Below are 14,142 nucleotides of genomic sequence, written 5' to 3'. Positions count from 1 at the left end.
GAATAAAGGTTTCTTCCTCAAGTAATAGAAATTCTGTATGCACCTACCTTAGCGAGAGCGCAGCAAGAATCAAATTAGAACCTCGAACCCGACTTCGCTACGATCTTTTGGAGCGGCACAGACGCAGCAATACCCGCCAAACATCAGCCGCTGGGACGCATCGACAGATTGCGTTGGTGACCTTCAGGCGGCAGATTTTCGGTAATCTGCTGCTAAACCCATCAGTATGCCTATTCGGCCGTGTGGCGAAAAATGTTCGGGCCGGTTGTTTGGAGGCGGGCCACTGGGATGGTAATCCCCCCATTTTTAACAGGCTGCTGAAAAAGGATTTCGAAGCGTTGTTTTCGTCGAGCTGCTTGATGCCCGTCACGATCCATTTTTGTCAGCTCGATGAGAGGATGCGAAAATCGGCCCCGATCGGCGTCATCAAGGGCAGCCTCGGACTTTTTAAGCAGCCTGTTAATGGGGCCCAAGGGCTTTGATGATGTGACCGCCCCCCGACGGCATGAATGTGCCAAGGTGGGTCTGCAACGATCCACAAAGGAGTACGGTTATGTCGGAGATTATCGTGGTCGGGCTCGACCTTGCGAAGAATGTGTTCAAGGCGTATGCGGCCAATGCGTCGGCCCGGGCGGTGCTGCGTAAGAAGCTGAAACGGGATCAGGTCCTTGAGTTTTTCGGATGGCTGCCGTCCTGCGTCGTTGCGATGGAAGCCTGTGGCGGCGCGTATTTCTGGGGTCGCGAGATCGGCAAGTTGGGCCATGACGTGCGGCTGATCCCGCCAGCCTACGTGAAGCCCTTCGTGAAGCGTCAGAAAAACGACGCGGCCAATGCCGAGGCGATCTGTGAGGCCGCACTGCGCCCGACGATGCGGTTCGTATCCATGAACCAGGTCGTCTGCCTCAAAGGCAATCCGAAAAGAACTTTGATGGTCAGGCAAGCGTGCATCGCAGCATCGCTGTAATCCTGCTGACGTCCCCTCTTGCCACAAGGTTGCGCCTCCCTCCCCATCTCATCATTAAACCAGATCGATAGTGAACCGCGCTGCTTTGGCGCTAGAATATAGCCTGACCAATTTTTGGTCTTGTAAGTCGTCGGTATCCAGCCCCTCATTCTCTCCAGCTATCACGCTGAATTCCTGAGGTGAATCCTACAAGGCAGTCGTGCAACAAAGACATTGCGCACACTAAATAGTTGTGTTTTTTGAAATTTTCCAATACGATTGACGAAGAAAAATGTAGGTCAATGGCGTCTGACTGTTTCGTCGCGCCGGAATATTTTTCGTTTGAATTACAGAAGCCGATTCTCTGGGGGGAATGAATTGCGTGGGATTCTGAACAGTTTTTCTTGTTGCGTTTGTAATAGCCAAACGGTTTCAAGACTCGGATCATCCCTTCTTCCACAAGCTCACTTTTTCTTTCTTGCCCTGGCCTTTATCGGGTTTCAGTCGAGTCCCGCGGGCGCGCTAAGTCTTTGCCCCCTTTCGGAACAGATGCGGTCGCTTCCGGCGACGATACAGGTTCCTCCGAATGCCGAGGCACCGCAGGCTGCCAGATTGGGTCCGATCGACCGGTTCTATGTCGCGCTTGCCGAGTTGAACGGCCATCTCGATGGCGTTCCTAGACTGGTGTATCCGCTTGGCTCCAACAGCCTCAGCTCGAAAGGTCAGGCCTGTCTGGATACGCTTGGGAGGTTGTTCCGCTCCGCGATGCGCGAGTCCCAAGGCAGCGGCGCCGCGCAAGCGGGCCTTGTGGTAATCGGGCACACCGACGCGTCGGGTTCGGCTGAAAGAAACTACCGGTTGTCATTTGAGCGGGCCAATGCGGTGGCCGAGCTGTTACGCCGCTATTCGGGACGCGTTCGTGCCGAGGGCCGGGGATTTTCCGAACCCTGGTTCTGCGGCGTGGGGACAAGTGACCAAAGTGGTGTTCCGGACGCCGCACAGATTGCGGCTTGCAAGATCACCGACGCCGAACTTTCCGCGGGTGAGGGCCTTTCTTCACCTGTGGAGCGCGTGCCACCCGATCGCCGCGTTGAAATTCGGGTTGCGGGAAGCAGTATCGCGGGACCCAAGCTGGAGCCGTTGACAAAGCTGGTCTCATCCGAGGGCGGCGGCCCGCTATTGCGGGAAGTAGTGACCGGTGCGAAGGGCGGACGCGGCTATTTCGTCCAGCGCATGCGCCTTTATCCTGTCGAGACGGCACCGCTGGCACCGGTTGTAGTCGAGGTCGGGCAACGCTTGAGGCGGCGTACGGTCGAACAATGCGAAGCAATCAATCTACCTGCCATGAACTGGCGGCTGGTGCCGACGACAGTAGCCGTCGGGAAGTTTCAAGAAAGAAATCTGTACTACCGGATGCGGATCACGCCAGTTGTGACCGTGTCCTCCGTTCGTCCCCAGTTTTTCAAGCTGGAGGTTTTGCTGGCGACCGGTTTGGTCGATCAGGTCGCGCCGCCGGGAGATTCCGCGGCGCTTATCGACGAGGATGGCAGCGACGATCCGTATCCCCGGATGGAACTCGGGCTTGGCGTGCCGGAGTACTGGAGGACGCGCTTGCGTCTACGCGAGGATATCGAGGCCTTCTTTGGGACGTCCGGGGCAAGTCTACTGAAGGCGGCCGTGAGCGACTGCTGGTATCCGCCAGGAGCCTCGAACGCTTCGCCCCCGGACGGCCAACTGGCGGACTGGATCGCTCGCGAAGTCCGGGACTCCATGCCGCTCGATTTCGATGGCATATGGGGCGAGGCGCATGACCATGACCCGCGCACGCGGATGTTCGGCCTGTTCCCCGGGCATCACTTGCGGGTGATGGCGGGTGGGTATGGTTTGGCTACGGGCAGTGGAAGCTCTTTCTCAAACCCAGCACTCTTTGGCGTGCAACAGGACCTTTTGCTCTATGCTTCGCCAGTGGGGGTTTTTTCGTCGAAATTGGATTCAGAGGACTTAGCGGTTCAACCCGGTTCATCAGGAAACCTCTCCGTGTCACTTGATCCAGCGCTTGCCTCCACCTGGCAGGGCATTGGCACGGCAACGGATATCGATGACCTGCATTCGCTAGGTGATCCAAAAATTGCCTATAACCTTGACGATCCTCGTGAGTTGGAACGGTTTCTGCGCGGGCGTGTGGTGAGGGTTTTTCAACCCGGGCCGACCCGGGGTGAAACTGCGCTTAGCGCTCTCAAGGACAGGCTACTGAGGATTAATACGGACATCAATTTTGGTGCACCAGATGACTTGAGAGACACAATTCTGGTGGGGGCACCAACGCTGCGTTCATTGGAAACTTTTGCTGCGTTCTACGAACTTGATAATCCAGCCGGTTCGATCCGGCTCGCCGACAAAGAGAACTTAGAAGTGCTATGTCGTGCGCTTATGGTGCCGGACGAGGTGACAATCGGTTCTGTGCTGGGAGACAGGCCGCTGAGCAAGGCGGATGCCGAAAAGCTGCGGGAGCTTGGTAAGGAAGGCACGCGCTGCGGGTACTTCCGCCACAACGTGCTGATGTCGCTCTTGCTGGACGTCAATTTGCGCTTGACAGAACTTCGGCTGCCGCTGGGCACGCGCCTCGGCGCCATGCTGGGCTCCGACGAACTCGCGCCTTGCTTCGAGCACACCGGGGTCGCAATGGGTGAGAAAGGTTTCTCGGAGTTTCCGTCCAATGCCCAACCGGACTGGGACCTGTCCATCCGCGACCTTGGCGACCGTTTCGGACGACCGGATCTGGTCGATGCTGACGATTGCCGGCTTCTTGCACTACCTATTATTGAAGGAGGGAACATCAGATGGTGATCATGAACAAGCCGGACGACTTGAACATCTATCTCTCCGACCAAGGCCCTGATGGGGGTGGCGTTGCGTTCCTGCCTGCTGTTGACACAGGGGCGACAACCCTGGAGTTGAGTGAAGCAGATACTCAAACCGGATTCTTTGCTGCCTGGACCGGGCAAGTCGACCCGCAATCCGTCGAAACGCTCTTGGGAGAGACGCGTGAACGCGTGGTCGACGGAAGGCGCGCGTTTTTCCAGTTCCTTACTCCGGGCATCAAAGATCCCGGCTTAGTCTTGCATGCTGTAGGTGATACGGCAGAGCAGGAAGAGATCACGCCAAACCAGAACCAGGGCCTAGACATTCCGAGGGTGTTAGAACTGTCGTTGAAAGCTTCTAAGATATCTCTGGCAAACAATGTCCTCACGCTGACTCCTTTGGACACCAGTCGCTTTCATCTCCTTTCGAAAGTCGACAACTTCCTCCTGACCGGATTTGGTATTTGCCTTGAAGGAACCCTCGCCGGTTGCTTCAAAGGCGACTTCCAAGTGCAACGCGGTGAATTGCGCCGCAACGGGTTCGTTGTTTCGATGGCAACTAAGGGGAAAAAATTCTTCGACCCGGATGACCCATTCGGAGGCAGCGGATTTTTGATCGAGAAAGACGAGCGCCAGATCGTTGTCGATGGCGCAGACGGCGCGGGTGTCGCTCTGACGCTCTTCATGGACCCGCTTGCCGCGCTCAATCTCAAACGAACGTTTTTTGCGATCCCGGAAGGGAAACCGGTGCTGTCGGCACTGGGGACAACAAAAGGGCACAACGTTATTCTCAGCGCGAAACGACCGGCTCATATCAACGGGGGCGAGATACCGCCCGAGCACCTGCCGCGGTTTTCCATCGTGCAGGAGAGAAGCGGCATGAACAATGACGACTCGGTCGTCCGGAAAAACGTCACTCTGGTCCTAGAGGGCGATTTCGACATCAAACTCGTGGATGAAAGGTTGCGTCACTCCCTGGTGGACAGCGACGCCGTGCCTGACGAGATCGGTATCGTGATCGGCGACAGTCCGCACGAGTACCTTGCCGCTCCTCCCGTCACACCTTTGGATGAAGACAGTTCACTGACATTATCGCTGCGGCGCGGGCCGAATTTTCTGGGCTCGTCTGATCCTAGCGCACCATTCGACATAACCGCCGAAAGCGACGACGCAACCGCCGATCAGACCATCTACGGCAAGCTGAGCCGAGGAGATGTGGAGGGTCCGGTTGTCTCGGAGGCGCGCAATGTCCGGAGGCTGAATGCAGAAGACAGTTCGAATGTGCGGCACGATCCCTTCCGGCTTGAGCCCGTAGGTTCGGCCGCTGACACGGACAAAGGTGTTCCACCCGGCATGGTCCCGATCCTGCCGCGCGCCGATGCGGACGCGATCAAAGCACCGGTGTCGGCCGACGGAGTCCTAGACGCCGCCGAGGAGGAGACCAGGACAGATGCCGACCCGACCGAAGCGCTTGCGGATGCGTTGATCGACGGCGAGGAGGCCGCGGTTTCCATTGCCGATATGGTTGCACGAGAGCGACGCAAGTTACTGAAACTGAGAGAGAAAACAGGTGGGTTTTCAGATGGGGCTGCGGACTCCGCCGACGCAGACATTGACGAGGACAATCAACCAGTTCGGCAGACACCGCTCGGGTTCGAGATCGTTCAGGACGGCGACTTCATCAAGAAGGTCATCTTGGCACGGACGCCCGCCAGCGCACCTAGAAACGGGACGTTGGAGATCGTGCCTTCCGAGGGAAAAGAGTCGATCGACAGCAGGTTTCTGAACGCGATTGTTCGCAATCAGTTGTTTGTGGTGGCGAACCGGTCGGGAAGCGCCACAGCCGATTTTGGCTTGCGCGGTGTCCTCGAGCTGTCCGGCTGGGGCTTTGAAATCAATCTCTGGGAAGGCTGGAAGGAAGAAATCACGGGTGTGCCGCCGATCGTACCGATCGTGATCATCAAGGGTTATGAGGGAAGATCCATCTCCGAACTGATGGAGACACCGGATCAATGGTCGGCCCGGGATTTCCTGGTTACGCAGAATGGAGGTCAAACTGCGGAAGAATATGCGCTGTCAGTCTTCAAAGAGTCGGTGGAGAAGGCCAACGAAAAGCCCAACGGCGCCGACAGGCCGCCCGAGGCGTTCAAGAAGTTTCGCGAGATCGTCAATGACAAGACCTGGAATGGCGTTCTTGTCATAAACGTTCCGATCCCGTCGCAGGTTCTGCCCGATGAAATCAAGGGGCTGCTCGGCGGGATGGACATGTCCAAATTCCGCGCACACCACATTGGCATACCGGTACGCCAGATTACCGGCGCAAAATTCTCAAAGGCCTTCGCGGCGATCAATTACGAGGTCGGCGAAGGCGAAGAAGACACCGTGTCCTACAACACCGAACTGGAGCATGGCGATATTCCAGGTCCCCGCTTGGCGCACAATGGTTCTGACGGCGGGAAACTTGAGAACGGGACGTTCAGCGAACGATTTGCGATGCGAGTCAAGCTGTTGCGCGTCGGGTTCGATGCAGGAAAAATCCAGAACTTCGCCTGCAAGCTAGATCTCAAGATTGGCTCGTTCTTCCACAACAAGTTCGGGAACGACAACGACATAAGGTACAAAGTCATCGAGCTCGATGGCCGTTTTCGGCGCGATGGTGAAAAGGTCACGTACGACTTCATGGCTGCGCCAGATTTCCGCATTGACGAGAACGACCTCGACGTCATCCCGCTCATCAAGTCCGTCTACATCGAACGCGTAAGTTATACCACGACTATCACCAAAAACGACGATGGCACCGAAACAACGGATTCGCGGTTCGACATCTCGGGAGATGTCGATTTCAAGAAACTCGGCGACATAGATGTCTTCGGAGATGGCGAGATCAGTTTCCGCAATCTCGGCATCGACATGCGTTTCAAGCTGCCGAAGATCGGCAGGGTCAGTTGGCCGAGTTTCCGGTTCTCGCCGGGTGCACTTTTGTTCGATTTCCATAAGGTGAAATCCGGAGGTGGGGATTGGAATTTCTGGAATTCGCTCCCTCTAAAATTCACTGGGTTCGGGTGGCTTGGGGACGTGCTGACCCTACCGAAGCTCGGATTTCTTTCACTCGGACGCACTGGTGGCGATAATGATAGCGAGGGTGCACCGTTCTTTCTAAAGTTCGACCTCGATCTCGGTTCGCTCGGGTCGTTCGCATCCCGGTTGGCCGACTTCAAGATGGAGCTCGGTCTTGTCTTTGGCCTAGACAAAAAAAGCCGGCCAAGTTGGGATTTTGGGTTCCGGTTTGCCGGTGCTGGCGGCACCGGGCTTGAGATTGGACTGCAAGGTTTCCTGAAACTTGCTTGCGACCGCTACAAGCTCGTTCGGCTCGAATACGACGATGAGGGCGAGACCAAGACATACTGGGCCTTCATGGGCTTGAATGCCCGGCTTTACGTATTCGGCAACCGGATACCGCCGGAGGACAAAGATAATCCGAACCGGGCGGCCAGCATTTACCTTTTCGTAGACCCCGAGAAGCTTGAGGGGGAGAAAGAGATTGGCTGGCTGCTTGCGACAACTGAACAGTTCGACTCGGAACTGTTGAAAGTGCCGACATTTGCACTTGGCCAACGTATCAAGCCATTTGAGCTTCCGGCCAACGAGCGGATCCAGACCAGGGATGTCCTTGAGAAGTTCAACACACTGACGCTCGGCATGCCGAACGAGGCCAAGGGCGCGGATCCGGACGTCGTACCAAACTTCCCAGAAGATATCCGCTACGCACCCGATTATGGCTGGACCATCGGGTTCAAGGGTATTTTCTATGACCTTGTCCATATCGGCTTTGTGTCCGTCGATCCCGAGTTGGCTGGGATACTACTCGATGTGAAGCTATCAGAAGGATCGTCGGATAGCTTGTTTTCCGTCGACGTCCTCTACCGGAAGCTCGCGGACGATCTCGGTGTCTACGCCATAGAAATAGAACTGCCCCCGTCGCTGCGGAACTGGCAGTTCGGTGCCGTCGGGATCACCATTCCCGTGATCGGAGTGGAAATATTCACCGACGGCAATTGGGGTGTGGATATCGGCTATCCCCACGACAAGGACTTCCAGCGATCATTCGCTGTGAACGTATTCCCTTTTGTCGGTGCGGGCGGCTTCTTCTACCGGCGCGTGGCGGGTCCGGCTTCTCGCCTCGTTCCGCAAGCGGCAAAGGCCATCGACGGAACGCTCATCCGCTACGACCCCGTCACCGAGGTCGGCATGGGCATGCGTGTCGGTTTAGGGGTGACCCTTGCGCAAGGCGTTCTGAATGCGGGACTGTCAGTGACGGTTTATGGCTACCTTGTTGGTGCCTACGGCAAGCTCAATAACCCGAACAATCTGCCGACGCCGGCCAAGCGGAGCTACATCACCGTTTGGGGGGCCGTGGGGATCATGGGCGAACTCTACGGTTACGTTGATTTCGGCATCGTCAAAGCGGGTGTCTTCGTCCAGCTTTATGTCGAGGTCGGCCTGCGCTTCGAGACGGACCGTGCAACCGAACTCTATCTGGAAGTCGGTGTCCGGGTCCGGGTTCGGGTCGTGATCGGTTCGTTCAAAGTCTTCGGCAAGCGGATTGAGATCGCTATCACCTTCTCGTTCGCCACGAAAGTCCGGTTCAGCCGGTTCATCGGTTCGAACAAGAACCAAGAATACTACGTCCGCACGAATCTCGCACCGCTTGACGGGCTAGATCAGGAACGCCCCGACGTCGTTCCCCTGCGTCCGGCGACGACTTGGATGAACGCCCCTGCTCCCAGCGATTGGAGCGAAATCGAGGGCAAGATTCCGTTGTCCGTCGTGCTGCAGCCCGACCTTACCGTCGCTCCTGCCGCTGCCGATGGCACGCTCGAGGTGCATGCCGTGTATTCGATGGCGGCCACGATCAATGCCGATATAGATATGCCGATCGAACGGCTGGTACAGGCGCTGACCGCCTGGGCGATCTGTGCCGGGCTGGAGATCGAGCCGGAGGACCTCAAGACCCTTGCGATACGGCCGGAGGAGTTGAACATCGTAGCGGAACGGCTGGCGACGCCCGGGCGGAGCGGGCCGAGCTACGATCAGATCGTCGCGTTCCTGAAAGACCATTTCCCGGGAACGGTCGAGGAACCCGCAGAGAACCTGGAACAACTGGGCCAGAACGCTCCTCGCGCGGCATTGATGCCTATGCCGGAGGGGGTCGTCTTCCGCCGCGTTTTCAAGACGACCGACGAAGAGGGCAAAGTGGTCGAGGAAGCGCGAGACCATCGCCCGTCCGACTTCGATTTTGTCGATAATGAGTATCGCAGCCTGCTTGAGACCGGGATTTCCCGCTTTATGCACGATCAGCGGACGCGGTCACCGTCTGCGCTCGACTCGGACACCAAGGAAAGCCTTGCGCGCGTTCTCACCGAAGAGTGGGTCGAAATGATCATGCGGGCAGGAACCGCGGAACTGGTCGACCGGCTGACGGACGGGCTGGAGGATGCCGATGACGAAGATCAGTCGAACGAAGTAAGCGACGTCTATATGGGTGCCGCCGATTTGATCGGCACACTCCTGTCTCCCTCGCGCTGGGCGGACGATGCCGAAGGCGACGCTGCTTCCTCCGCTGCGGAAGAGATTGCGGTGACGGCCGGGCGTTTCTTCGCCTACGGTCAACGGTTGCCCGAGCCGACGGACCCTGCCGACCTCCCGGAAGGTCAAGAAAAAACGCCGGACGGCCGAGATGGGTCGAGCGTTCCGGAAGATCGCTTCTTCCACGCAATACACCGCCTGGGCGGAATGCAGTTCGCGCTTGGAGATGCGATCCGCCTTGAGATCCCGGAAGGCACGTACGACTCTTGGCTCGATGTTCCTGCTGGCATCGATACGGGTAGCGAGAATGATATCTCTTCAGCCGACGTCCAGGCATTCGCCAATGCGGCCCGGGGCTGGACAGAAGGCTCCAAGCCGGGCCTTGCGGTCGGCGAGTTCTTCGACAGCAAGCCGCACCGCATCTCACTTGGGATCATGCGGATGGCCTCCAATCTGGACCAGGCCGTCTATGACGGAGATGACCCCGAACAAATCTCTCACTTTGATCCGAAGAAGAAGATCTGGCTGTTGAATAACGATGCCCGTAAAGCATTGATTGAACAGGACGGCGCGCCGGATATTCGCATCGCCTCACCCCGCAACGGTGCCGCAAGGACCTTCGACAAGGTAGCCACAGGGCTGCATCCGACGATTGTGCTCGACGTAGCCATTCGCAGGCCGAACGCGAAGCGATTCGACGGTGCCGGGCTGGAAACGGATCCGGCGTCCACACAGAACGCGTTCGAAATCGCAGCATTGCCGGAGCCGGAGCGCAGATTGCTCGATGTCTTCGCGCCGGCGGCGCATCAGGAGAACGCGACCGAACCGCCAAATATTGCTGGCATCCGCATCTATGTGCCGACCAAGGAGGGGTATCGGGCACTCAATGACGGTGGCAAGGGTGAAGCACTGACGATCGTGCAGTCCAACCTTTCCACTGAAATTGCTCCGTCCGGCGGCATCTTGGATACCGACGAAGCGCCCAAGCGTATCGCCCCCGTGGCGGATCGGAAAGCCGATGCTGTCGGGTTTCTGCAGCTTCTCCGCCAGGCGACACTGGTGAACACGGGCGGCTACACACTGAGCTACCCGAATGCCGAGGCCGATCTGGCCGAGCTTGTGGACGCAGCGGGGCAGGGAGACCCAGTAAACGCCGCAGCGCGCATTCGGATTGTCGTCGCGTTGAAGGACGCTCGCGACGGGCTTCGTTATTCCAACGCACTACTGAGTGACGACAAACTGGGGCAGGACATAAGCGTCGCACCGACAGCAGTGGTCGGATTGTCCGCTGGACAAACACGCGCACCGCTGCACGACCCGGGCGTGATTCCGATCCGTGTAACTCGGGCTGCTCCCGAAGACGACGAGGTACATGCTGTTGCAATCCAGGTTCAGGAGCGGTTTACGAACCTCGCACTTGAAGCTTCGGTGCTGAAGAAGAACGAAGACGGCGACTGGGAAGAAATCGGCAAGCGTCAATTTTCCGACCAGTCCATCGCTACGGGTCCAGACTTCGTAGATCCGGTGGACGCTACGGAACAGGCGCCAGAGGAAACGGAGGATGGCGATAAGGATAAGAAGAGCAAGCCGCGTATCTATCGCGTCGCCATTCCTGCCGCCGGCATCGCGTTTGGCCCCAAAGCGGCGGATCGCGCCTATGAGCTTGTCGGCTGCAAAGTCGCGGTGGACGGCGTCTGGCGCGACATCTACGGAAACAGCTTTCCTGCTGCGCGCAATCCGATCGAAATAGATGTACACTACTCGGACCGCCTGACAGGGCTAGGCGGGCTGCCGCATCAGCGCTTGTCCTACTGGCCGATGCCAGATCGTCGGATTCGCGTCGGCATGGAAAGCCGGTTTGACGCTTTGACGGAATTGGATCTGCCAGAAGATATGGGCGGAGAAGGCGACCCAATTCCACAGACTTGGCTGCGCCAGAAAGTGCGGGATCTAGAACGCGACATGGCGCTGATTAAGCGCGCGCGTCTGCAATTGCTCGACAAAGGCGTAACCGTGGCTCTTACATGCCCGCTGGGGACTGTCGAGCTTAGCAAGTCCAGACTTGCAGACCATATCCTAGAAGTTCTCGACCAACTGAATCAAGTGAGCGATGTGTTCAAGGGCGGCTTACCGGAAGGCGGAGACAAACGCGGCGCCATCCGAGGCAAGCTATACGATTTTGTCCGCCCGCCCAAAGACGACGAAAGGAAGCCGCCGCAGCTCTGGCTGTTCTGGGACGAGACTGCCGCATTCACTGAAACACCGGTCGGGAATTTCACCGAGTTTGACGTGACGCTCCGCGTTTACCGCCCAGACCCGCTTGAGGCTCCGGACCTGTACGACGACGGGGTGTTGCTTCCGGTAAACGAGGATGGGCAGAGATTGCCTGACCCGGACCTTTCAGAAATCTGGACACATGAGCAGATCCTTTCGTCCAACGTCATCGGTGACGCAAACAATGTTCAGCCGGAGGACATTGAAGGTTTCGGCGGCACGACAGAGGGGCTCCTTCAGGCATTGGCGAAATGTGCTACGGAGCACCGCATCGCGACGGGATACAGCGAAAAAGAAGTTTCCACCGAAAGGGCGATCTGGCTGATCCGCAACAGCTATATTGACATGGTCAGCAGCGCACAGATCAATCTGCAGAAGCCTCTGGCCTATGCCTTCCCGCCGCTCAGGAACGCGCCATTGAGCTATGAATTCAAGCTGGTTCGAAGAGGGGTCCCCGAAGTTGAAAAACGCGGCATCATTGATGCGGATGCCGATGCCTATGGCCGTGTCGCACTGGAACGGCTTGAACATCTGCTGTCTCCCGCATTGACGGTTCCGCTACTGAATGCGAATGGGGGCGATGCCGCGAAGCGTCAGGCTCTGACGGCTGCAATCGGTGATCTGATGAATGCCAAGGACGCTCTTGCAGGCGAACTGTCGCGGCGCCTGAGTCTTGTTTTCAAAGACGACACCATGCCAGCGGACAGCACTCGGACAGGGCGGTTGTTGAACCATGCCAAGGACCGACTCCGCCGCGACCTTCGAAACCATTATCGCACGACGGCGTTTCTTGGGTATTTCGCGGAGAATTCCGAAGGCGTTCCTGGGGAAATTCCCGTTGCGCACGGAAAGCTTCTCTCGCAGGGGGTAGAAGAAAGCAAGATCATTCGGATGACTCCGTTCAACCTGCCTCTAGCACCTGACGACACCCGGATATCCAACGACCTATTCGTTTCCTGCGAAATTCCGCCTTACAAGAATGACCACTCATATCCGACGCCTACGCATCTGGAGTTGACACATGTCCAGCGCAAGGAACGCCCGGATGTTGGCGCCGGAGGCGCAAGTTACCGCGAAGCGGCATGGCTGCAGTTGTATGCACCGGACACTGACCGCTGGACGAAAATCGATCTGCCGGTGAGTGAAGACAGCTTCGTCCCGAATATCCTACGTGGTCTGCCAAGGACACCCCGTATTGAGGAAGAGTGGTTCGAACCTTCGGTCGGCACCTTGGACAAGAACGAAATTAGTGTTTCGATCCGTCGCGCCCGCCAATGGCAGTCGTACCGTGAAATCCAGTGGGAGACCGACGCGACGGATCTTCTGGAGGTGAAGGTCGAATATCGCACTGCGCCCGCGCGTGTCGAAGGAGACTCCGACGGTGACCCGACTCTCATGCTGATGACCTTCGTACTCGAAACCGATCCAGAGATGACGGCCATCGTCGAGCGACTAGACGCAGACGCGTTCATCTGGGTCGCCGGCCGGTTCAAGGCGTACCAACGGGGCGGCGGTTTGCCAATCGACGCCATAGACGCGGAGAGTCCCATTGGTGACAGCGCGGTCTTCCAAGAGAAGGGCGATACGGAAGAACCGGCCGAATTCAGAGCCGACTGGGTCGAATTGGCGTCGCCTCCACTTCTTGTTGATCATAAAGAAAAAGAAGGGGTATTCCCGGACCTCGAAGGCCGGAGCATGTCCTATGGTATTCGAAAGAGATCGAATCAAACCGGCAAGGAAGACCGTACCAACAAGTTCGTCATAACGGGGTCTTTTGAGGAAGAGAAATTCGAGGAAGTTCCCGGGGCCACTGCCAAGGAGGGTTTGGACAAGAGAGTCGTCGGAACACATGGTCTGGATATCCTGACTCATCTGGAGGCCAAGACGATGCTGCTCCACACGCGAAACAGGTTGATCAGGAAACGTGAACCCCAGGACGTGTTCGTTTACAATCTTCCCGCCGTGGTTTCCGGTGAGCCGGTCCGACCCGTCATAGACCGATCCGAGATCGTGGACGGCGGCACGATTTATTTCCGCGATTGGGCAGTCGTCCAGGAGCCATTAGATGGGGCCGAAGAAAGCAGTCTGCAGCGGGTCCTGCTCGACTTCGTCAATGCCTTGATGGGCGATGTCTCGGCGCAGCAGGTCGGCACGACGCGCGCCGACATCGTCTTTGAATACGAAAGCGGACTTTATACCGCCGAGGATGGTGGCGCGATCATTCACTTGGAAGTGTCATACGAACGTCCGGTCAAGCCGACGGAGGCAGACTTTGATGACATGGCCGCGAAAGTGGGGAACTGGCTAAATAACCAGCCTTCCTACACGGCGGACAGGGTTCCGCGCGGGGCGCTGGTGGCGGATGCGCGCGTCTATCTTGTGGATGACGAGGATCGGATGGCACTGCGCCTGCGGCGCGTGCGTTTCGGTTTCATAGATGTTTCGTAGAGGCGGTCGGACCCGAGTGGAAGGAGGATC

At 57.6% G+C, this 14,142-nt stretch carries 2 protein-coding genes and 2 pseudogenes; 3 read left to right on the top strand and 1 reads right to left on the bottom strand.

The genetic code is table 11. From position 1 onward, the window contains the following. Positions 1-553 precede the first annotated feature (553 nt). Positions 554-880: pseudogene (locus FGD77_RS17390) on the top strand (IS110 family transposase); the annotation flags it as partial. Here FGD77_RS17390 and FGD77_RS17385 read toward each other — a convergent pair. Continuing rightward, positions 877-1,113 (bottom strand): annotated as a pseudogene (locus tag FGD77_RS17385) (transposase); the annotation flags it as partial. The pseudogenes FGD77_RS17390 and FGD77_RS17385 overlap by 4 nt on opposite strands. 442 nt (positions 1,114-1,555) lie before the next feature. Here FGD77_RS17385 and FGD77_RS17380 point away from each other — a divergent pair. Both FGD77_RS17380 and FGD77_RS17375 read left to right on the top strand, forming a co-directional pair. Next, positions 1,556-3,790, top strand: a complete 2,235-nt coding sequence (locus tag FGD77_RS17380; protein WP_255011547.1) for an OmpA family protein — start codon at positions 1,556-1,558, stop codon at positions 3,788-3,790. Then, positions 3,784-14,112 carry a hypothetical protein gene (locus tag FGD77_RS17375; RefSeq protein WP_255011546.1) on the top strand — a complete coding sequence of 3,443 codons (10,329 nt, stop codon included), beginning with the start codon at positions 3,784-3,786 and terminating at the stop codon, positions 14,110-14,112. Before FGD77_RS17380 ends, FGD77_RS17375 begins: the two co-directional genes overlap by 7 nt. Positions 14,113-14,142 lie beyond the last annotated feature (30 nt).

Origin of the sequence: Roseovarius sp. M141, assembly GCF_024355225.1 — a bacterium.
GTDB lineage: Bacteria > Pseudomonadota > Alphaproteobacteria > Rhodobacterales > Rhodobacteraceae > Roseovarius.
This window is presented reverse-complemented; position numbering and strand designations above follow the sequence as displayed.

Excerpts from the sequence above, each read along its gene's own strand:
- FGD77_RS17375 (WP_255011546.1), top strand. The coding sequence starts at position 3,784 with ATGGTGATCATGAACAAGCCGGACGACTTGAACATCTATCTCTCCGAC.